This window comes from Fictibacillus macauensis ZFHKF-1 (assembly GCF_000269865.1).
GTDB classification, from domain to species: domain Bacteria; phylum Bacillota; class Bacilli; order Bacillales; family Fictibacillaceae; genus Fictibacillus_C; species Fictibacillus_C macauensis.
The window spans coordinates 1-21,019 of record NZ_AKKV01000043.1 but is presented as its reverse complement, the minus strand read 5'-3'; the positions used below and the strand labels follow the sequence as shown (position 1 = coordinate 21,019).

Genomic DNA, 21,019 nt, shown 5'->3' with positions numbered 1-21,019 from the left:
TATGATACAATACAGAGGACATTAGCACACTTACATAAGGGGGACGTACACTTGAAAAAGCTAGCTGCTGTAGATCAAGAAGTTTTTTCTGCTATCCAGGACGAATTAGGTCGTCAACGCAATAAAATTGAATTGATTGCATCTGAGAACTTTGTAAGCGAGGCGGTTATGGAAGCGCAAGGTTCGGTTTTAACGAACAAATATGCGGAAGGATACCCTAACAAACGGTATTACGGAGGCTGCGAATACGTAGATGTTGTTGAAGATTTAGCGAGAGATCGTGCGAAACAATTATTTGGTGCTGAACACGCGAACGTACAACCACACTCTGGTGCGCAAGCGAACATGGCTGTTTATTTTTCTGTGTTAACACCAGGTGATACTGTGCTCGGTATGAACCTGTCACACGGTGGACACTTAACACACGGAAGCCCGGTTAACTTTTCTGGTGAATTGTATAACTTTGTAGAATATGGTGTAGATGAAAAAGAACATCGCATTGATTATGAAGATGTTCGTCAAAAAGCGATTGAGCATAAGCCGAAGCTGATCGTTGCCGGTGCAAGTGCGTATCCGCGCAGCATTGATTTTAAGAAGTTTCGTGAAATTGCAGACGAAGTTGGCGCTTACTTAATGGTTGATATGGCGCACATCGCTGGTCTTGTTGCTGCTGGTGTTCATGAAAGCCCTGTGCCTCATGCTCATTTTGTGACGACGACGACGCACAAAACGTTGCGTGGTCCTCGTGGTGGGATGATTCTTTGCACAGAGGAATTTGCGAAAAAAATAGACAAGTCGATTTTCCCTGGCATTCAAGGTGGGCCGTTAATGCACGTTATTGGCGCAAAAGCTGTTGCCTTCGGTGAAGCACTACGTGATGATTTCAAAGCGTATGCACAGCAAATCGTTGATAATGCACAACGTCTCGCTGCCTCACTAGAGAAAGAAGGGATGACCCTTGTTTCTGGTGGTACGGATAATCATTTAATTTTAATTGATGTGAAGAAACTTGGTATTACAGGTAAAGTAGCAGAAAAGGCATTAGATGATATCGGTATTACCGTGAATAAAAATACGATACCATTTGATACAGAAAGCCCGTTTGTTACGAGCGGTATTCGTATTGGAACAGCAGCTGTAACAACTCGTGGCTTCGGTTTAGAAGATATGGATGAAATCGCAGCGTTAATCGCGCTCGTATTAAAAAATCCAGAAGAAGAAGCCTCTTTGAAAGAAGCGAGTGAGCGTGTAGCGGCACTAGCAGGCAAATTCAAATTGTACGAATAACCCCTATTTTCGAAAAGCTGTCCACGTTGCTGGGCAGCTTTTTTTTTAGAACAGCTCTGTTCAAACAATCTTCAATTGATAATCCATTGAAACTTGTATACTCTTAATAGGAATATAGGAGAAGGATTTCAAAATCAATGAGGTGAGAGAATGGCGAATAAATCAAACAAAAAGAAAGCAAAAAGTTATGTAAAAAGTAACAAAGGAGCGTCATCGAATTGGGTGTTCTGGCTTATTGGCTTGCTTGTGGTGGGCATTGTCGTTGTCATCGTGTTTGGTAACATTGGTAAAGACGATCCGAAGAAAGTAACCTCTATCAGCTATGACAATCAACCTTACATAGGAAGTAAAGATGCAAAGGTGAGTGTACTCGAATTCGGAGACTATAAATGTCCCGTTTGTAAAAACTTTAATAACGATTTTGTTCCTAAAATTGAAAAAGACTTCGTTGATACAGGAAAAATTAAGTTTTATTTTATTAACTATCCGTTTATTAATATTGATTCAAAGCGCTCTGCTCAATTTGCTGAAACGGTCTATAAAGAGCTTGGTAACGATACATTTTGGAAGTTCCATAAATTGTTGTACAGCAAACAGCCGGACGATGAGAAATATGAGAAGCAAGATATTTTCACAGAAGATTTCCTTGTGAAAACGTTAGGTGAAGTTGCTTCAAAAGACGGAGTTGCTAAAGTTGCTAAAGCGTTTAAACAAGAAGTTTTTGCAGATGCTATAAAAAAAGATGATGCCCTTGTTGGAAAACTAGGAGTAAAAGCTACGCCAACATTATTTATTAACGGTAAGGAATTTACGGGCGGCACGTATGATGCATTGAAAAAACAAATTAACAATGCTGAGAAAGAAAAGAAAGATGAGTAAGTCGCTTCTACTGGCGTGGGTGACCGCTTGTATTGCCATGATTAGTTCTCTTTATATGAGTGAAGTGCTGGAGTATATTCCATGCACGTTATGCTGGTACCAACGCATTCTTATGTATCCACTAGCGATTATTTTAGGTGTTGCCTTTTATAAGCAAGATCTTCGTGTAACTGGATATGCGCTGCCACTATCGCTTTTAGGGATTCTTATTTCAGGCTATCATATTGCGTTGCAAAAGGTCCCAGCATTGAAAGAATTAGAAGCTTGTAAGGCGGGGGTACCGTGTTCGCAAGACTACTTAAATTGGTTTGGGTTTATCACAATTCCAATGCTTTCTTTCATAGCGTTTGTCATAATTACCGTTTGTCTCTTTTTTATGAAAAAACAGGTAAGTCGTTAATTTGCAAATGGTAGTTATTTAACCTTGAATCGTGACCGCTTTTTCTGTAAAATGCACAAGAGGTTAAAACGTAAAGGGGATTAAGCCACCCCCACTTTAAAGGAGATGTAGCAGGATGGGTAATGTTTTTGTTCTGGATCATCCATTGATACAGCATAAGTTAACGCACATTCGTGACGTAAACACAGGTACGAAAGAATTTAGACAATTAGTCGATGAAGTTGCAGGGCTCATGGCGTTTGAAATCACGCGTGATCTTCCACTAGAAGAGATCCAAGTGAAAACACCAGTTGCAGAGGCAACATTAAAAGTAATCGCAGGGAAAAAGCTTGGACTCGTACCAATTCTTCGTGCTGGTCTTGGCATGGTAGACGGAATCATTAAAATGATTCCAGCTGCAAAAATCGGACATGTTGGTTTATACCGCGATCCGGAGACGTTAAAGCCGGTTGAATACTATGTTAAGTTACCAACGGACGTAGAAGAGCGTGACTTTATTGTGATCGATCCAATGCTTGCAACAGGTGGTTCTGCTTCTGCTGCCATCACATCCATCAAAAACCGTGGCGCTAAAAACATTAAGTTAATGTGTTTAGTGGCGGCACCAGAAGGCGTAGAAGTTTTACAAAAAGATCATCCGGATGTAGATATTTACTTGGCTGCTCTTGATGAAAAACTTGACGACCACGGCTACATCGTACCAGGTCTAGGCGATGCCGGTGACCGACTGTTCGGTACAAAATAATGATAAAAGCTGTTCCCTACAAGCGGGAGCAGCTTTTTTTATGTATGTAGGAAACGTTAATCCAATTCCTCGATCCATGCGTCTAATAGCGTTTGGGTACCTCGGTGTTTAATGTAAACATTGAGGTTTTTTTCATGAAGGTTTTTAACGAGTGTAAACGTAAAGGTGTCGATGAGCGTACCGTCATTATTACTGCGCTGTGTGTCGTATTGCGCGTCATATATGCGCCAGGTTGGATAGCGTTCAGAGACGCGTTTGGCAGCTACCTTATGCCATTTACTAGGTGCATGTGGTTTTGTGTACGACTTCACCTGGTGTGGTGTGGTGTTGATGCTTAGCATCGTACCGATGATAATAATTAAAGCAATGAAGAAGATGATGGCTGTTTTAAAATGCTTCAAGTGAGATGCCTCCAGTCGGTGTTAGCTTCGTCACTTAAAGGGTGTGTTGTTTTGGAGAAATTTATACCAAAATTTCCAATAGCGTTCGTTGGTAATTTTAAAAATTTCCTAAATAACATCTGGTATTGGCGAAGATTTACAATGAATAAAATTGGAAAAAAACAAGCCATAAAATGTAAAAATTAAGGAAATATCTTTATGAGAAAGCTATATTATAGCGCATTTGATACTTTATGTATTAATTGTGACAAATTTTCCACAAATTATAGTCGTTTTCCTGCTGAATGCCGTTGACACTCCATCTTGCTCTATTGTATTCTTATCAAGGGAATATGGTAAGGTTTTCATAATAGAATTTTCCTAAAAGAGAATTATGAATGACTTTATTATATTTTTGGAAGGAGTCCAAACATGACTACTGGAAAAAGACCATTTCGAGCAATGGCGTTAATGTCAAGTATTCTATCAGTACTTGTTGGCGGTATTTTAATCGGTCTTTTTGGCGGTATGTGGCTGGACGGCCTTGCGGGGACAAACCCTTTGTTCCTCATTATCGGATTATTTGCAGGGCTTGGAGTCGGCGTATATGCCATGATTCACATATTATCCACTTATTCAGGAGACGAAAGCAAATGACCGAGTACACCATGACCTTTAGAAGATACATAAAGTACACCATCTTTATGCTCTCTTTTTTTGTCCTCGGATACGGAGTTACATCCTATAAATCCATTTTCCTCGGTTTAACATTCGGCACCTTGTTCAGTCTGTACAATCTTTGGAGTATGTACAGCAAGATTGAACGGCTTGGACAGGCAATCACTACCAAGCAAAAGGTCAAGACGATGGGCTCTTTATCCAGACTTCTCATGGGCGGCCTAGCGGTTTTAATCGCGATGAGGTACCCGCATCTATTCAATTTATTAAGTGTGGTAATAGGGTTAATGACAATCTATATTATCATGTTAATAGATTCACTATCTCAAACTATTCGTATTTCAAAGGAAAAGAGGTGAACACAGGTGGAGCACAAAGCACCAATCTATACGTGGATGGGGATTGATTTTGACCTATCGATTGTTTTAATGACAACCGTTTCATCCATTATTGTTTTCCTACTTGCAGTACTAGCTACACGCTCATTAGCAATGAAACCAACTGGCATGCAGAACTTTATGGAGTGGGCTGTAGATTTTGTTAAAGGAATTATTAACAGCACGATGGACTGGAAGACGGGCGGACGCTTTTTAACATTAGGACTGACGCTCATTATGTACATTTTCGTATCCAATATGCTCGGGCTACCTTTTGCCATTGCCTACGGACACGAATTGTGGTGGAAATCACCAACAGCCGATCCATCCATTACACTAACGTTAGCGGTTATGGTTGTAGCATTAACCCATTATTATGGGGTGAAAATGAAAGGCGGCAAAAAATATGCAGCTGATTATTTCAAACCAATGTGGTTCTTGTTCCCACTTAAGATTATTGAGGAATTCGCTAACACACTAACACTCGGTCTTCGTCTTTACGGTAACATTTATGCTGGTGAGATCTTGCTCGGTCTTCTCGTAGGACTGTCGCATCAAGGGATTTTCGCAGGCGTGCTCGGAATTATTCCGCTCGTCGTATGGCAAGGGTTTTCCGTATTCGTTGGCTCAATCCAAGCATTTATCTTTACGATGTTAACAATGGTTTATCTCTCTCACAAAGTGAGTGACGACCATTAATTAATATATTCTTGTAGCTGGTCACCCAGCCGGCGCAAAAAAATACAAAAAATTTTCGGGGATTAGAAGGGAGTATTCAGAAATGAATCTTATTGCAGCAGCAATTGCAATCGGTCTAGCAGCACTAGGTGCAGGTATTGGTAACGGTCTTATCGTAGGACGTACAGTAGAAGGTATCGCTCGTCAACCAGAATTAAAGAGCACGCTTCAAACAACAATGTTTATCGGGGTTGCATTAGTAGAGGCACTTCCAATCATTGGTGTCGTTATCGCGTTCATCGTATTGAACAAGTAACATTTTTTAAAAGATCTAGAATAATGGCGGAGTCTGTTTCAACTAATGAAACGTATCTTCGCCATTCCTTATGTATGACCTACTGAAGGGAGGAAATTCTGTGCAATCCTTAGTACTAGCTAGTGCCTTTCCAATAGGCAATATTTTATTCCAGCTATTAGCGTTCCTAATTTTACTTGTGTTACTTCGCAAGTTCGCATGGGGTCCGCTAATGGGCATCATGAAAGAACGCCAGAATTTTATTACAAATGAAATTGAAGCAGCAGAGAAGAACCGTAAAGAGTCAGAGGCTCAACTCGCTCTTCAAGTTGCAGAATTGAAACAAGCACGAGAAGAAGCAAGAATGATCATCGAAAACGCGAAAAAGCAAGGTGAAGCGCAAGGTGAAGCAATCATTCAAGCCTCTCGTAAAGAAGCAGAGCGCGTGAAAGAAGAAGCGCTTGCTGATATCGCAAGCGAAAAAGACAAAGCAGTGGCAACTCTCCGTAGTGAGGTCGCTTCTCTATCTGTAATGATCGCTTCTAAAGTGATCGCGAAGGAATTGGACGAGCGTAGCCAAGAGAAGTTAATCCACGATTATCTTCAAGAGGCAGGCGAATCGAAATGAGCAAGGATGTAACTGTAATCGCTAAACGTTACGCAACAGCACTTTATGAAGTAGCTACGGAAGCTGAGTTGCTAGCTTTTGAAGAAGAGCTTCGTGTCGTAAAAGAAGTGATGATGAACAACACTGAATTGCAAAAGATTTTAACGCATCCAAAGATTTCTTCTGCACAAAAAAAGCAACTCGTACAAGACAGCATGGGCACTGCCATTTCGAAGCCTGTTCTTAATACGTTGTTTCTTTTAATCGATCGCAACCGTTCTAGCTTAATTGCTGAAATGGCTGATCAATTTATTCAATTAGCAAACGATACGCGTGGTGTAGCCGAAGCTGTTGTAACATCTGTTCGTCTTTTATCAGAAGATGAGAAGGCGAAGCTTGCAGCAACATTTGCACAAAAAGTCGGCAAAAAGCAGTTACGCATTGAAAATAAGATTGATCCATCACTCATTGGTGGAATAAAGATCCGCATTAAAAACACCATTTTTGATGGTAGCATTAGCGGAAAATTAGAACGCATGGAGCGTCAATTAGCCACGGTATAGGCTAAAAAGATAGGGGTGAAATTCATGAGCATTAAAGCTGAAGAAATTAGCGCTTTAATTAAAAAACAGATTGAAAACTATCAGTCAGATATCGAAGTAAACGATGTCGGTACCGTTATTCAAATCGGGGACGGAATTGCCCGTGCGCATGGATTGGATAATGTTATGGCCGGTGAGCTTGTTGAATTTTCTAACGGTGTAATGGGTATGGCCCAAAACCTTGAAGAAAACAACGTCGGGATTATCATCCTTGGACCTTACCAAGACATTCGTGAAGGTGATGAAGTAAAGCGTACAGGACGTATTATGGAAGTTCCTGTAGGTCCTGAACTTCTCGGTCGCGTCGTGAATCCACTTGGTTTGCCACTTGATGGTAAAGGACCAATTGACACGAAAAAGACTCGTCCAATCGAGCAAAAAGCACCTGGCGTAATGGCACGTAAGTCTGTACACGAGCCACTTCAAACAGGTATTAAAGCGATCGATGCCCTCGTACCAATTGGTCGTGGACAACGTGAGCTTATTATCGGTGACCGTCAAACAGGTAAAACAGCGGTAGCAATCGATACAATTATCAACCAAAAAGATCAAGATATGATTTGTATTTACGTAGCGATTGGTCAAAAAGAATCTACGGTTGCAGGTGTGGTAGAAACACTTCGCGAGCATGGTGCTCTTGACTACACAATCGTTGTAACAGCAAGTGCTTCTCAACCAGCACCACTTCTCTTCTTAGCGCCATATGCAGGTGTATCGATGGCTGAAGAATTTATGTGGGATGGCAAGCACGTCTTGATCATCTATGATGATCTATCGAAGCAAGCAGCAGCTTATCGTGAGCTTTCCTTGCTACTTCGTCGCCCTCCAGGCCGTGAAGCTTACCCAGGGGACGTGTTCTACCTTCACTCACGCCTTCTAGAGCGCGCAGCGAAGTTAAATGATGAGCTTGGCGGTGGTTCAATTACAGCCCTTCCGTTCATCGAAACACAAGCGAGTGACGTATCTGCGTACATTCCGACGAACGTAATTTCGATTACGGACGGCCAAATCTTCTTACAATCAGATCTATTCTTCTCAGGGGTACGACCTGCAATTAACGCTGGTATTTCTGTATCTCGTGTAGGGGGATCTGCGCAAATTAAAGCGATGAGCAAAGTATCAGGTACACTTCGTCTGGATCTTGCTTCATTCCGTGAGCTTGAAGCATTTGCACAGTTCGGATCTGACCTTGATAAAGCAACACAAGCGAAACTAAACCGTGGTGCGCGTACTGTTGAAATCTTGAAACAAGGACTTCATAAGCCACTTCGTGTTGAACTTCAAGTAGCGAGTCTTTTTGCGCTTACTCGTGGTTATATTGATGATGTTGCCGTTGAAGATGTAACACGTTTTGAAGAAGAGCTACATGCTCATATGGAAGTGAACGCGAAAGATGTTCTTAACCAAATCAAAACGACTGGCAAACTTCCAGAAGGCAGCGAACTAGACGACGCGATCAAAGCGTTCAAAAAAGTTTTCGCTTAAAGATACTAGTTTACAATAACAACGTAAGCGAAGTCCGGTCGAGATAACCGGCTTCGTCTTCTATAAAATACTTCACTGTAAGGCATGAGTGCCTTGCAACCAGCTTCCATCAAAGGTGGTGAATACGAGTGGCATTACGAGACATTAAAGATAAAATTGACGCAACGAAAAAGACGATGCAGATTACAAAAGCAATGGAAATGGTATCAGCAGCTGCTTTGAACCGTGCCGAACAAAACGCTAAGAAATTTGTTCCGTATATGAACAAAATTCAAGAGGTTGTGGGAAGCATCGCTTCAGGAAGCAAGAGTGCTCGCCATCCAATGCTCATCAGTCGTCCAGTGAAAAAGACAGGTTACTTTGTGATCACGGCAGACCGCGGATTAGCAGGTGCCTATAACTCAAACGTATTGCGCCATGTTCTTCGCACGATTAAAGAGCGTCATACGTCTGAACAAGAATATGCGTTAATCGTTGTCGGGAAAGTCGGCTTGAACTTCTTTAAAAGCCGTAATATGACGGTACTTGATAGCATTACAGGATTGGCAGATCAACCATCTTTCACAGAGATTAAGGCGATTGCTGCCAAAGCTGTTGGTTTATATGCAGACGGAACGTTTGATGAATTATACATGTACTACAATCACTTTGTGAGTGCCATCCAATCAGATTTGACAGAAAAGAAAGTTCTTCCTCTATCAGATCTAGCTAGTCAAGAAGCGACGAAAGCAAGCGCTTCTTACGAGTATGAGCCTTCCGAAGAAGAAATTCTTGAAGAGCTTCTTCCACAATATGCGGAAAGTCTTATATACGGTGCCCTATTGGATGCAAAAGCGGCTGAGCATGCTTCTCGTATGACAGCGATGAAAAATGCAACGGACAATGCCGGTGAACTTATTGATGAATATACGCTTACGTATAACCGTGAACGTCAAGCGGCAATTACACAAGAGATTACCGAAATTGTTGGTGGCGTAGCTGCACTCGAATAGATTAACGCCTTTAAAATAGGCATAGCAGGCACACTTTGTGCCAGAAGTTAGGAGGGGAAACGATGAATAAAGGTTATATTACTCAAATTCTAGGACCGGTTGTTGACGTAAAGTTTGACGGCAGTCTTCCGGACCTTTTGAATGCATTGAAAGTAGAAGCTGAAGGCGTTCACTTAACTCTAGAAGTTGCCCTTCACCTCGGAGACAACACCGTTCGTACAATCGCAATGGACTCTACAGACGGTCTTGTACGTAACATGCCGGTTGTTGATACAGGTCGTCCTATTTCTGTTCCTGTAGGGGATGCAACACTTGGACGCGTATTTAACGTACTTGGAGAAGAAATCGACCTTGGAGAGCCAGTAGCTGCTGAGGTTCGCCGTGACCCGATTCACCGTGGTGCGCCAACATTTGAAAACTTAACAACACGTACTGAAATTCTTGAAACAGGAATTAAAGTTGTTGATTTGATTGCTCCTTACGTAAAAGGTGGTAAGATTGGTCTTTTCGGTGGTGCGGGTGTAGGTAAAACGGTACTAATCCAAGAATTGATCAATAACATCGCTCAAGAGCATGGCGGTATTTCCGTATTTGCTGGTGTTGGTGAGCGTACGCGTGAAGGAAATGACCTTTACCACGAAATGAGCGATTCTGGCGTTATTAAGAAAACAGCAATGGTATTCGGACAAATGAACGAGCCGCCTGGTGCGCGTGCACGTGTTGCCTTGTCAGGTCTTACAATGGCGGAATACTTCCGTGATGAAGAAGGACAAGACGTACTATTCTTCGTTGATAACATTTTCCGTTTCACACAAGCAGGTTCTGAAGTATCTGCCCTTTTAGGCCGTATGCCTTCAGCGGTAGGTTACCAACCAACGCTTGCTACAGAAATGGGTCAATTGCAAGAGCGTATCACGTCTACGAAAAAAGGTTCTGTAACATCGATTCAAGCGATTTACGTACCTGCCGATGACTATACGGATCCAGCTCCTGCTACAGCGTTCGCTCACTTGGATGCAACAACGAACCTTGAGCGTAAATTGACAGCGATGGGCATTTATCCAGCGGTAGATCCATTAGCATCTACTTCTCGTGCGCTTTCTCCAGAAGTTGTTGGAGAAGAGCATTACGGAATTGCTCGTCAAGTACAACAAACGCTACAACGCTACAAAGAGCTTCAAGATATCATCGCAATCCTCGGGATGGATGAGCTTTCAGAAGAAGATAAATTGGTTGTACACCGTGCGCGTCGTATCCAATTCTTCCTTTCTCAAAACTTCCACGTGGCTGAGCAGTTCACTGGTCAAAAAGGTTCTTACGTGCCAGTTAAAGAAACGATTCGAGGATTCAAAGAAATCCTTGATGGTAAGCACGATGACCTGCCAGAAGATGCATTCCGTCTTGTAGGTTCGATTGACGAAGTGATTGAAAAAGCAAAGACAATGGTCTAAACCTACAAGGGGGTAAGACGAAATGAAAATGTTAGAAGTAAGTGTAGTCACCCCTGATGGTCCTGTGTTTGAGGGAACGGCGAATATGGTCAGCGCAAAAGCGAAAAGCGGAGAGCTCGGCGTTATGCCTGGACACGTTCCGTTAGTTGCTCCTTTAACTATCAATGCCATTCGTGTGCATGAAGGTAGTAAAACACATTATGTGGCCGTTAGCGGTGGATTTATCGAAATTCGGCCTGAAAAAGTGACCGTGTTGGCTCAAGCAGCTGAGCTAGCTAGCGACATTGAAGTCGACCGTGCCCGCGCAGCGAAAGAGCGCGCCGAGCAACGTCTAGCAAGCAACCAAAGCGATCTTGATCGTAAACGAGCAGAACTCGCTTTGAAACGTGCTACCAACCGTCTCGAAATCGCAAGCCGTAAATAGAATTGCAAAAAACCTTTTTAGCTCCATGCATGGGGCTAAAAAGGTTTTTTTGTTGAGATGGATCAGTGTTAGTCTTTAAGGCATTTTGTCGAAGGTGAAGACAGCTCCCTCGTCTGACCTACCTATCGCGAAATTTTAAAAATCACTAGTATTTTTCTCCTTTTTAGGGAATAGGTACATTGATATGCTTTTTAGCAAAATACTTTACATAATGAACTTTAAAATACTCGCTGAAATTTTGCATAAAGTATGGTTAAATAAAGACAAAGCTGTGTGTGGAGGACGTTTTAACTATGAGTTTTCATAACCAAACTGTATTACCTGCTGTTCGAAAATGGAAAGAGCTTGAGCACCTGCTAAGTGACCGTCGCTATGAGTATATTGTCATATTAGATAGTCATATTGCTCAGTTAAAGGATATGGTGAAGATTGCTGGACAAGCAGGTAAGAAAGTGTTTGTTCATGCTGATCTAATTAACGGGCTAAAGGCAGATGAATATGCAGCTGAGTTTATCTGTCAGGAAATTAAGCCAGCAGGTATTATATCAACACGTTCGAACGTTATTATGACCGCTAAGAAAAAAGGTGTTATTGCCATTCAACGCTTATTTTTACTAGACTCAATTGCGCTAGAGACGAGTTATAAGATCATTTTAAAGACCAAGCCTGATTTCATAGAAGTTTTGCCAGGATTAATGCCGAATATTATTGAAGAAGTGCACGCGAAGACTGGGATTCCTGTCTTTGCAGGAGGGTTAATTCGCACAAAAGAAGATGTTAAAATGGCGCTTGGCGCAGGTGCGGTAGCGGTTACAACGTCGGATAAAGAACTGTGGTAAGTAGATGTCTACTTTTACCACACAGGATTTCGTTGACAGCGTTTTCAGCATATGTTTAAATAAAAACTAAGTTAATACTTTGGACGGAGAAATGGAGACCAGCGCAAACCCTTACATAATACGAAGTAAGGACTTTTGTAGCTGGTCTTTTTTCTCATGATTGCCAATATCTATAGAATGAGGCAGGAATACATTTGTTTTTATGGAATTTTCTATAATGATGCTGCCGATAAAGAAAAAAGGAGTGTGTCGAACGGTGAATATGTACGTTGCAGAATTGGTCGGAACAATGATTTTAATTATTTTCGGGGGAGGCGTAGTTGCAAACGTAAGTCTGAAAAAGTCGAAAGCTGAAGGTGGCGGTTGGATTGTAGTTGCATTAGCATGGGGATTAGCTGTTACAATGGGTGTTTACGCAGTAGGTAAATTTAGCGGTGCTCATTTAAATCCAGCAGTAACACTTGGAATGGCTGCCATCGGTAATTTCGAATGGTATAAAGTACCAGGTTATATTGCAGCACAAATTGGTGGTGGTATTTTAGGTGGAGTCGTTGTATACTTTACATTTTTACCACACTGGGCAGAAACAGAAGATCAAGCAACAAAACTTGGCGTATTTTCGACAGATCCTGCCATTGCACATACATTAGGGAACATTTTAAGTGAGTTTATTGGAACCGCTGTCCTCTTAGTAGGATTATTAACAATTGGAGCGAATCATTTTGCAGATGGCTTAAATCCATTAATTGTTGGTTTCCTTATCGTTGCAATCGGATTATCATTGGGAGGACCAACAGGTTATGCCATTAATCCAGCTCGTGACTTAGGACCAAGAATTGCGCATTTCATTCTACCGATCAAAGGTAAAGGTGGATCTAACTGGAAGTATGCATGGATTCCAATCGTTGGACCGATCTTTGGAGGCATATTCGGTGCCCTCTTTTACAAAGCAGTATTTCTAAAAGAAGTGACGACGTTCTTCTATGTATGGATTGTTGCTTCTATCTTGTTATTTGTAGTTGCTCATTTTGCAGGTTCAAAAGGAACACAACCTGTTAAACACGGCGAAAAAATCAAAAACTAATTCCGTTGTTTAGTGAAAAGGAGAGAGAAAAATGGAGAAAAAATACGTATTATCACTTGATCAAGGAACAACAAGCTCACGTGCTATTCTTTTTAACAAAGAAGGCGAAGTAGTTTCAGTTGCTCAAAAAGAATTCACACAGCATTTTCCGAAACCAGGCTGGGTTGAACATAACGCTCAAGAAATTTGGGGAAGTGTACTTGCAGTTGTCGCTCAAGTGCTAGAAGGTACCAATACTTCTCCAAAGGAAATTGCAGCGATTGGTATTACGAACCAACGTGAAACGGCTGTCGTTTGGGACAAGAATACAGGGAAACCGGTATACAATGCGATCGTTTGGCAATCTCGCCAAACAGCAGGAATATGTGAAGAGTTAAAGGAACAAGGTCATTCTGACATGTTCCGTGAAAAGACGGGCTTACTTATTGATGCGTACTTCTCTGGTACAAAAGTAAAATGGATTTTAGATAACGTCGAAGGTGCTCGTGAAAAAGCAGAAAATGGCGATCTTCTATTCGGTACCATTGATACATGGTTGCTTTGGAAAATGACGGGCGGTCAAGCGCACGTAACGGATTATTCCAATGCTTCTCGTACGCTCATGTATAACATTTATGACTTGCAATGGGACGATGAACTTCTGGATGTTCTTGGTGTGCCAAAGTCGATGCTACCAGAAGTTAAATCATCTTCTGAAGTTTACGGTCATACAATTGACTATCACTTCTTTGGCGAAAGCATTCCGATTGCTGGTATTGCCGGTGACCAACAAGCTGCGCTCTTTGGTCAAGCGTGTTTTGAAACAGGCATGGCAAAAAACACATATGGCACAGGTTGCTTTATGCTCATGAACACAGGTGATAAAGCAGTACGTTCAGAGCACGGATTGTTAACGACGATTGCTTGGGGCATTGATGGTAAAGTTGAATATGCACTCGAAGGAAGTATTTTCGTAGCAGGTTCTGCTATTCAGTGGCTACGTGATGGCTTAGAGCTCATTCGCTCAGCACCTGAAAGCGAAGAGCTTGCTCAACGTGTGACATCATCTGATGGTGTGTATGTTGTACCAGCCTTCGTTGGACTTGGCACGCCATATTGGGATAGTGAAGCACGCGGAGCTGTATTCGGCTTAACGCGCGGTACGAAAAAAGATCACTTCGTTCGTGCGACGCTTGAGTCACTAGCGTATCAAACACGTGACGTATTAACGGCAATGGAAGCAGATTCTGGCATTGAATTGAAAAAATTACGTGTCGACGGTGGCGCAGTAAAAAACAATTTCTTAATGCAATTCCAATCAGACATTCTAGGCGTGCCAGTTGAACGCCCAGAAATTAACGAAACAACAGCGCTTGGTGCTGCTTATTTAGCAGGATTAGCGACAGGCTTCTGGAGCGGTCGCGATGCAATCGCTAATAAGTGGAAAGTAGAAAAAGATTTTGAAATGGATATGGAAGAAGAAGAGCGCGAAGGATTATATAAAGGCTGGAAAAAAGCTGTCGAAGCCGCACGCGTTTTCAAATAAAAGGTAATTAAATCCATTGAAGCAGAACGATTGCATTCTAACGCATAAGCTGTTATTATAAAGGCAAGTTAATAACGGTCGGAGTTATGGAGAGACCACAGTACCCTAAATTGAGATTTAGGCGTATTGTGGTCTCTCTTTTTTTACTTCCACCGCAAAATATATGCTTTATTTTTTACACTTAGGGAAATATAACTAAAGGAAAAGAAGAAGGAGTGGCGTGATATGGGTCAAATATTTTCAAGTAATAAACGTGAACAATACATTCAAGATATGAAAAACAGTGATTTGGATCTTCTTGTAATTGGTGGCGGAGTAACCGGTGCAGGGATTCTTTTAGATGCAAGCACTCGTGGTATGAAAGCTGCTGTTCTTGAGATGCAAGATTTCGCGGGCGGAACGTCTAGCCGTTCAACAAAACTCGTTCATGGTGGTCTTCGTTATTTGAAACAATTCGAAGTAGGCCTAGTAGCAGAGGTTGGTAAAGAACGCGCGATCGTTTATGAAAATGCGCCACACGTAACAACACCTGAATGGATGCTATTGCCATTTTATAAAAAAGGAACGTTCGGTAAGTTCTCAACTTCTATCGGCTTAAAAGTATATGATTTCCTTGCTGGTGTAAAACGCAGTGAGCGTCGTACGATGTTCGATCGTCAGACAACATTAGATCGTGAACCATTATTGAAAAAGCAAGATCTTCTTGGTGGTGGCTATTACGTAGAATATAAAACAGACGATGCGCGCCTAACGCTAGAAAATATGAAAGAAGCAGTGAGCCGTGGCGGAAAAGCTGTTAACTACATTAAAGTTGTTGACTTTATTTATGATAACAACGGTAAAATCCTTGGTGTAAAAGCTGTTGATACGATTTCTGGTAAAGAACATGAAATTCATGCGAAGAAAATTGTTAACGCAGCAGGACCTTGGGTAGATGAGCTTCGCGATATCGATAAATCGAAAAAAGGCAAAAGAATTCACCATACTAAAGGGATTCACGTTGTCATTGACCAAAAAGATTTCCCATTGCGTCAAGCGGTATACTTTGATACGCCAGACGGTCGCATGGTGTTCGCGATTCCACGTGACGGTAAAGCATACGTTGGAACGACGGATACAGATTATAAAGGTGATTTGAAAAATCCTCGTGTAACGAAAGAAGACTTGGATTACGTTATTAAAAGTATTAACTTTATGTTCCCAGAAGTAGATATTACAGAAGAACAAGTTGAATCAACATGGTGTGGACTGCGTCCATTGATTCATGAAGATGGAAAAGATCCTTCTGAAATTTCTCGTAAGGATGAAGTATTCTTCTCTCCATCTGGTCTTATTACGATTGCTGGTGGTAAATTAACTGGTTACCGTAAAATGGCTGAGAAAATTTCAAACATCGTAGCGGAACATCTTGAAAAAGAAATCGGTATTAAATACGATTCTAGCAACACAAAACACCTAATTCTTTCTGGTGGTAATGTTGGTGGAAGCAGCCAATTCCCTGACTATATTCGTACAAAAACAACTGAAGGTATGAAACATGGTCTTACGAAAGAACAAGCAGAACAACTCGTAAGAAAATATGGTTCAAACGTTGATCAATTGTTTGCGATTGTCGATCAAGGAAAAGAAGAAGCACAAGCTAACGGCTTAGCGCTTGATGTGTATGCGACGCTTGTCTACACTATGGATGAAGAAATGGCAACAACACCATCTGATTACTTTATCCGTCGTACGAGCGCAATGTACTTTAACATTGGCTATGTTTACGAGTGGAAAGAAAAAGTCATCGCATTTATGGCAAAATACCTTAACTGGACACCAGAAGAAACAAAAGAACACACAGAGGAATTAGAACGCCAAATTAGCTATAGCACAGAATTTATTTAAGCAAATTTATAAAAAAAGAGTGCTCACACGAAACCTTTCAGCATAGTCTTGAGAGGTGGGTGTGGAGCACTCTTTTTTTGTGAGTTCATTTCTTAAGAACTAGTTCATACATACTATTTTTGAGAAATAAGAAAATATTTACAAAAAATAATTGAAATATTTCTGTAATCGTTGTAACCTTAATGTAACATAAGACGTCTAAATGTATGTGTGCTCGCAACACACCGAAATACTTAATCAAATGGAGGAATGGGAATTATGAAAAAAATGATTGCAGCTTCTATTTTGTCGGTATCTCTTATTGGGGGAGTTGTAGCGCCAACAACCTTTGCAAGTAATGACGTAAAACAAAGCAAACAAACGTATGGCGCCGACCAAGCGTTAGCGGAAAGCATGAAGAACCTAGGTAAAAAGTTTAAAATGGGTGGCCAATCTCCAGCAGGTTTTGATGCAAGCGGCTTCGTTCGTTACGCGTATAAAAAAGGAGCAAAGCTTACTCTTCCGCGCACAATTGCTACACAATATAAAGCAGGGAAATTCGTGAAACTAACCGCTATGAAAAAAGGCGATGTTGTTTTCTTTGATCTAGTAGGCAAGAAAAAACCAACCTTTGTTGGTATTTACGCAGGGGATGGAAAAGTCGTTGCGGCAACGATGAAAGGTGTTCGTACATTTACGATGAAATCAGGTTATTGGAAAAATAAAGCGATCGCAGCTAAACGCTTCGTTAAATAGATCATAAAGCAAGCCGAGAAGCCTGCATGAGTAAGAGATGCAGGCTTTACTACATATTTTAAATTGGAGGAATCACAAATGAAAAAAGTAATCGTCGCATCAATCGTATCTCTCTCACTATTAAGTGGCGCATTTGCACCATCAGCTTTAGCAGCGAAAAACACGCCAAGCTATACGACTGAAAAAGGAGCAGACAAAGCACTAGCCGTTGCTATGAGCAACATCGGCAAAAAGTATCAACATGGTGGCATGTCGCCTACAGGCTTTGACGCAAGTGGATTGCTTGCCTTTGCCTATAAAAAAGGGGCTAAACTAACGATTCCGCGAACAATCGCGAAGCAATATAAGACAGGTAAGGTCGTTGTAGACAAGCATATGAAAAAAGGAGACATGGTCTTTTTTGATCTTGAAGGAAAGAAAAAGCCAACTTTTGTCGGGTTGTATGCTGGGAAAGGGAAAGTCATTGCTGCAACGATGAAAGGTGTTCGTACATTTACGATAAAAGCAGGCTATTGGAAAGATAAAGTGCTTACTGTTAAGCGATTAGCCAAATAAATTCGGCTCGCTAGTGACATTTATCACAGCTAAAAAATAATGCAAAAGAGTGATTGAAATTAATCTGTAAACATTGTAATATAAATGTAATGTTAACATGATGTTATCAAGTATACTTTCATAATTTGCTAGACACATAACTGGAGGAATTTTATCATGAAAAAAATCATTGCAGCATCTGTCGTATCCGCATCTCTATTAGGAGGCGTTCTCGTACCTGCAGCACAAGCAGCTCAGACTACAACACCTGTCGTACCAACAACGGTTGACGCTCAAAAAGTAACACCGCAAAAATACACAACAACAAAAGGTGCTGAACAAGCGCTCGAAGTGGCACTAAAAAATATCGGCAAACCATTTAAAGATGGTGGTACTTCACCAAAAGGCTTCGACGCAAGTGGTCTTGTAAATTACGCATTCAAACAAGGAGCGAAGTTAGATATTCCTCGCTCTGTAGCAACGCAATTTAAAGCAGGCGTAGCGGTGAAAGATCAAAAATGGAAAAAAGGTGACGTTGTCTTTTTTGACCTAACAGGAAAGAAAGCACCATCATTCGTAGGATTGTATGATGGAAAAGGACAAGTTGTTGCCGCAACTACAAAAGGCGTTAAACTTTTCAGCATTACAACGGGTTATTGGAAAGACAAAGTATTCGCTGTGAAGCGCTTTGTTAAATAAAATAAGCAACATAAGAAAGGACCGAGCGTTAATGCTCGGTTCTTTTTGTTACTGTAAAAGAGAGGAGTGGGCTAAATAAGGACGGGAATAGGTGCGTTCTAGCTGCTGTAACGCAACAATAACGTCTAAGGCTGCTCCTTCAAGCTTCGTAAAGGTATCGGGAAGCGTACTGCATGCTTGCAAAGCCATAAAGAACGTTTCTTTTTCCGAAGCGGTTGCCTCTTTTTTAAAATAGCCCCACATATGTTCTGCCGTGGTGACAAACCCTTTTTTCGTATAAGGCTTATTTGTAAGAACATCAATTTCAGCTAGAATTTCTAGGTATTCTTTCTCTGTCCCTGCTTCTCGAAAGCGATCGCGTATGGTCGTATAGAACTGATACCCTTTTGCCATAATTTCATATTTATGGTGTGCCCAATGATTTTCTGCTTGTTTTTTAGTTATCATGTTAATCACTCCTTAAAAAAATGATCGAAGTTATATCTCAATTGTTTTGATCTATGGTACTCTTGTAGTAGTTTTGATTTTAAAAGAATTAGGAGGAAAATTCATGTTTAATGAACGAGAAGCGTTGCATTACCGATTGCAGCAAATGGAGGAAGAAAAACGTTCCTTTTTGAAAGAGCAACAAAAAGAACGTAATGAAATTTACGACCGTCTAAGAGAATTAGACCGCTCGGACGTTTCCTCCCTTCAAGGTGGAGCGCTAGCGTTTCCTAAAGCAACTACTGAGACTGCAGATGAACCAATTCAAGAGGAACGTATAGAGAGAAAAGCAACAAGTACGCGTCGTTCTCCTAGAAAAAAAGTATCCATTACGATCCCAAAAGCAATCGAAAGTGTATTAAAGGAGAGCGGAGAAGCGCTTAACATTAAGCAAATTCGTGCTCGCCTAGATGAAACATATGGCATGAATGTCAATAACCTTTCCACTGTTCTTTGGAAAGTTAGAAAAGAGTCGCCTCTAATTGATAATCCTGAACGCGGAAAGTATACGTACAATCATTCAAGAGCGGCTGTGAATGAAGTAGCAGCAACTGAAGAAGTTCAAGAAGAGAACTAGGTACGTTCGGCGCCTCAAGCATGAGGCGTTTTTTTGTCGTTTTTTATCATTATAGCGCTATAGTTGTCGAAGAAATAAAACACATTCTATCCATCAAAATGAAACATACACTAACGATAACGGACGAACAGGAGCATGTCGACACAAATGTTAGAATTTGCTATAATAAAAAAAGATTACATAATGTTAAAAAGATTCTGATGATTACAGGAGGTCACAGATGGATTTAACGAATGTATATCAAAACAATTATTTAGTCGTTGTTATTTTTTTATTGCTTGGCATACTCTTGCCAGTCGGCGCGTTAACAGCAGGACGATTGCTGCGCCCGTACAAACCAAGAAAGGAGAAATATACAACGTATGAAAGCGGCATTGAACCCTTTCATCAAAGCTGGATTCAGTTTAATGTGCGTTATTATTTATTTGCACTTCTTTTTGTTATATTCGATGTGGAAACCGTCTTTTTATATCCGTGGGCTGTAGCGTATGACAAGCTTGGGATGTTTGCTCTTATTGAGATGACGGTTTTTATTGTTATGTTAGCATTTGGTCTTCTTTATGCTTGGAGAAAGAAGGTGCTGAAATGGATTTAACGTTACAAAATATTTCTCCCGATGTAAAAGCAGAGCTTGATCGCAATATTTTCATGACAACGTTAGAACAAATAAAAGCGTGGGCACGAAGTAACTCCCTATGGCCAATGACGTTTGGCTTAGCATGTTGTGCCATTGAGATGATGGGTACCGGCTCATCTCATTATGATCTAGATCGCTTTGGCAGTATTTTTCGTACGTCGCCTCGGCAGTCGGATGTCATGATTGTATCAGGTACCGTTACGAAAAAAATGGCCCCCGTTTTAAAGCGTTTGTATGAGCAAATGCCAGAACCGAAATGGGTGATTGCCATGGGCTCTTGTGCAACCGCTGGAGGTCCGTATATTAAGTCATATGCCGTTGTCAAAGGTGTTGACCAAATCGTGCCCGTTGATGTCTATATTCCAGGCTGTCCGCCTAATCCAGCCGCGCTGATTTATGGCATTAATAAGCTACAAGGGAAAATCCGTAGCGAGGCCAAAACCGGAAAGAAGGTGATGTAACGTGAGTGATCAGCGAGACGACGAAGCATCCCTTCAAGAACGGAAAGCCAAGGCCGCCGCTGCCGCGAAGGCAAAAGCCGCCGCACAAGGCAAAATGGCCGCGAAAGAAACTGAATCAGGCAGTGCCGCGACACCAGAAGAAAAAGCGCTCGCTGTCGCAAAAGCCAAGGCCGCCGCTGCCGCGAAGGCAAAAGCTGCCGCACAAGCCAAAATGGCGGCGAAAGAAGAAACTGAATCAGGCAGTACCGCGACACCAGAAGAAAAAGCGCTCGCTG

Annotated in this window: 26 protein-coding genes and 1 pseudogene; 25 read left to right on the top strand and 2 right to left on the bottom strand. The window is 41.4% G+C overall.

Features of this window, described 5'->3' with window-relative positions:
- The first annotated feature begins 51 nt into the window (after positions 1-51).
- The 4 genes from glyA to upp all read left to right on the top strand — a co-directional run bounded on the left by glyA (position 52) and on the right by upp (position 3,311).
- Positions 52-1,287 carry a serine hydroxymethyltransferase gene (glyA, locus tag A374_RS18385; RefSeq protein WP_007203754.1) on the top strand — a complete coding sequence of 412 codons (1,236 nt, stop codon included), beginning with the start codon at positions 52-54 and terminating at the stop codon, positions 1,285-1,287.
- A 150-nt stretch (positions 1,288-1,437) separates the two neighbouring features.
- Positions 1,438-2,166, top strand: a complete 729-nt coding sequence (locus A374_RS18380) for a DsbA family protein (protein WP_007203753.1) — start codon at positions 1,438-1,440, stop codon at positions 2,164-2,166.
- Positions 2,159-2,566 (top strand): disulfide oxidoreductase, encoded by a 408-nt coding sequence (locus A374_RS18375; protein ID WP_007203752.1) that lies wholly within the window; start codon positions 2,159-2,161, stop codon positions 2,564-2,566. The genes A374_RS18380 and A374_RS18375 overlap by 8 nt, the downstream gene beginning before the upstream one ends.
- A gap of 115 nt (positions 2,567-2,681) precedes the next feature.
- On the top strand, positions 2,682-3,311 hold the full coding sequence (gene upp / locus A374_RS18370; protein WP_007203751.1) for a uracil phosphoribosyltransferase: 630 nt from the start codon (positions 2,682-2,684) through the stop codon (positions 3,309-3,311).
- 56 nt (positions 3,312-3,367) lie between these two features.
- On the opposite strand, the gene A374_RS18365 is transcribed toward upp, so the two are convergent.
- Complete coding sequence (locus A374_RS18365; RefSeq protein WP_007203750.1) at positions 3,368-3,712, bottom strand: DUF3889 domain-containing protein; 345 nt, start codon at positions 3,710-3,712, stop codon at positions 3,368-3,370.
- Between the two features lie 411 nt (positions 3,713-4,123).
- Here A374_RS18365 and A374_RS18355 point away from each other — a divergent pair, with 411 nt between their 5' ends.
- The 17 genes from A374_RS18355 to A374_RS18275 all read left to right on the top strand — a co-directional run bounded on the left by A374_RS18355 (position 4,124) and on the right by A374_RS18275 (position 18,583).
- Positions 4,124-4,348: an AtpZ/AtpI family protein gene (locus A374_RS18355; RefSeq protein ID WP_007203749.1), complete on the top strand. Its 225-nt coding sequence runs from the start codon at positions 4,124-4,126 to the stop codon at positions 4,346-4,348.
- Positions 4,345-4,728: an ATP synthase subunit I gene (locus A374_RS18350; RefSeq protein ID WP_007203748.1), complete on the top strand. Its 384-nt coding sequence runs from the start codon at positions 4,345-4,347 to the stop codon at positions 4,726-4,728. Before A374_RS18355 ends, A374_RS18350 begins: the two co-directional genes overlap by 4 nt.
- Before the next feature lie 6 nt (positions 4,729-4,734).
- Positions 4,735-5,445: a F0F1 ATP synthase subunit A gene (gene atpB / locus A374_RS18345; RefSeq protein WP_007203747.1), complete on the top strand. Its 711-nt coding sequence runs from the start codon at positions 4,735-4,737 to the stop codon at positions 5,443-5,445.
- A gap of 82 nt (positions 5,446-5,527) precedes the next feature.
- Positions 5,528-5,740: a F0F1 ATP synthase subunit C gene (gene atpE, locus A374_RS18340; protein WP_007203746.1), complete on the top strand. Its 213-nt coding sequence runs from the start codon at positions 5,528-5,530 to the stop codon at positions 5,738-5,740.
- Between the two features lie 100 nt (positions 5,741-5,840).
- Positions 5,841-6,347: a F0F1 ATP synthase subunit B gene (gene atpF, locus A374_RS18335; protein WP_007203745.1), complete on the top strand. Its 507-nt coding sequence runs from the start codon at positions 5,841-5,843 to the stop codon at positions 6,345-6,347.
- Complete coding sequence (locus tag A374_RS18330; RefSeq protein WP_007203744.1) at positions 6,344-6,889, top strand: F0F1 ATP synthase subunit delta; 546 nt, start codon at positions 6,344-6,346, stop codon at positions 6,887-6,889. Before atpF ends, A374_RS18330 begins: the two co-directional genes overlap by 4 nt.
- A 24-nt stretch (positions 6,890-6,913) precedes the next feature.
- Positions 6,914-8,413, top strand: coding sequence for a F0F1 ATP synthase subunit alpha (atpA, locus tag A374_RS18325; RefSeq protein ID WP_007203743.1), 1,500 nt, complete (start codon positions 6,914-6,916; stop codon positions 8,411-8,413).
- A 122-nt stretch (positions 8,414-8,535) separates the two neighbouring features.
- Positions 8,536-9,405 (top strand): ATP synthase F1 subunit gamma, encoded by an 870-nt coding sequence (gene atpG, locus A374_RS18320; protein ID WP_040340741.1) that lies wholly within the window; start codon positions 8,536-8,538, stop codon positions 9,403-9,405.
- Positions 9,406-9,467: 62 nt separating this feature from the next.
- Entirely contained in the window at positions 9,468-10,856 is a 1,389-nt protein-coding gene (atpD, locus tag A374_RS18315) for a F0F1 ATP synthase subunit beta (RefSeq protein ID WP_007203741.1), read from the top strand.
- 22 nt (positions 10,857-10,878) lie between these two features.
- Positions 10,879-11,280: a F0F1 ATP synthase subunit epsilon gene (locus A374_RS18310; RefSeq protein ID WP_007203740.1), complete on the top strand. Its 402-nt coding sequence runs from the start codon at positions 10,879-10,881 to the stop codon at positions 11,278-11,280.
- 293 nt (positions 11,281-11,573) lie between these two features.
- Positions 11,574-12,119, top strand: coding sequence for a glycerol-3-phosphate responsive antiterminator (locus tag A374_RS18305; protein ID WP_007203739.1), 546 nt, complete (start codon positions 11,574-11,576; stop codon positions 12,117-12,119).
- A gap of 256 nt (positions 12,120-12,375) precedes the next feature.
- The gene (locus A374_RS18300; RefSeq protein WP_007203738.1) at positions 12,376-13,203 is read left to right on the top strand and encodes an MIP/aquaporin family protein; all 828 of its coding nucleotides are present in this window, start codon (positions 12,376-12,378) and stop codon (positions 13,201-13,203) included.
- 31 nt (positions 13,204-13,234) lie between these two features.
- Positions 13,235-14,728, top strand: a complete 1,494-nt coding sequence (gene glpK / locus A374_RS18295) for a glycerol kinase GlpK (protein WP_007203737.1) — start codon at positions 13,235-13,237, stop codon at positions 14,726-14,728.
- 225 nt (positions 14,729-14,953) lie between these two features.
- Positions 14,954-16,615, top strand: a complete 1,662-nt coding sequence (locus A374_RS18290; RefSeq protein ID WP_007203736.1) for a glycerol-3-phosphate dehydrogenase/oxidase — start codon at positions 14,954-14,956, stop codon at positions 16,613-16,615.
- 258 nt (positions 16,616-16,873) lie between these two features.
- On the top strand, positions 16,874-17,350 hold the full coding sequence (locus A374_RS18285) for a C40 family peptidase (protein ID WP_007203735.1): 477 nt from the start codon (positions 16,874-16,876) through the stop codon (positions 17,348-17,350).
- Positions 17,351-17,428: 78 nt separating this feature from the next.
- Entirely contained in the window at positions 17,429-17,905 is a 477-nt protein-coding gene (locus A374_RS18280) for a C40 family peptidase (RefSeq protein ID WP_007203734.1), read from the top strand.
- Between the two features lie 156 nt (positions 17,906-18,061).
- A complete protein-coding gene (locus A374_RS18275; protein WP_007203733.1) occupies positions 18,062-18,583 on the top strand; it encodes a C40 family peptidase in 522 nt (173 codons plus the stop codon).
- A 48-nt stretch (positions 18,584-18,631) separates the two neighbouring features.
- Here the strand turns inward: A374_RS18275 and A374_RS18270 are convergent, their stop codons facing one another.
- A complete protein-coding gene (locus A374_RS18270) occupies positions 18,632-19,030 on the bottom strand; it encodes a DUF1722 domain-containing protein (RefSeq protein WP_007203732.1) in 399 nt (132 codons plus the stop codon).
- Between the two features lie 103 nt (positions 19,031-19,133).
- On the opposite strand from A374_RS18270, the gene A374_RS18265 reads away from it, so the two are divergent.
- The 4 genes and pseudogenes from A374_RS18265 to A374_RS18245 all read left to right on the top strand — a co-directional run.
- Positions 19,134-19,646, top strand: coding sequence for a Rok-like winged helix domain-containing protein (locus tag A374_RS18265; protein ID WP_007203731.1), 513 nt, complete (start codon positions 19,134-19,136; stop codon positions 19,644-19,646).
- Positions 19,647-19,866: 220 nt separating this feature from the next.
- Positions 19,867-20,241, top strand: coding sequence for an NADH-quinone oxidoreductase subunit A (locus A374_RS18255; protein ID WP_007203730.1), 375 nt, complete (start codon positions 19,867-19,869; stop codon positions 20,239-20,241).
- The gene (locus tag A374_RS18250) at positions 20,232-20,744 is read left to right on the top strand and encodes a NuoB/complex I 20 kDa subunit family protein (protein ID WP_007203729.1); all 513 of its coding nucleotides are present in this window, start codon (positions 20,232-20,234) and stop codon (positions 20,742-20,744) included. The genes A374_RS18255 and A374_RS18250 overlap by 10 nt, the downstream gene beginning before the upstream one ends.
- A 1-nt stretch (position 20,745) precedes the next feature.
- Positions 20,746-21,019 (top strand): annotated as a pseudogene (locus A374_RS18245) (NADH-quinone oxidoreductase subunit C); the annotation flags it as partial.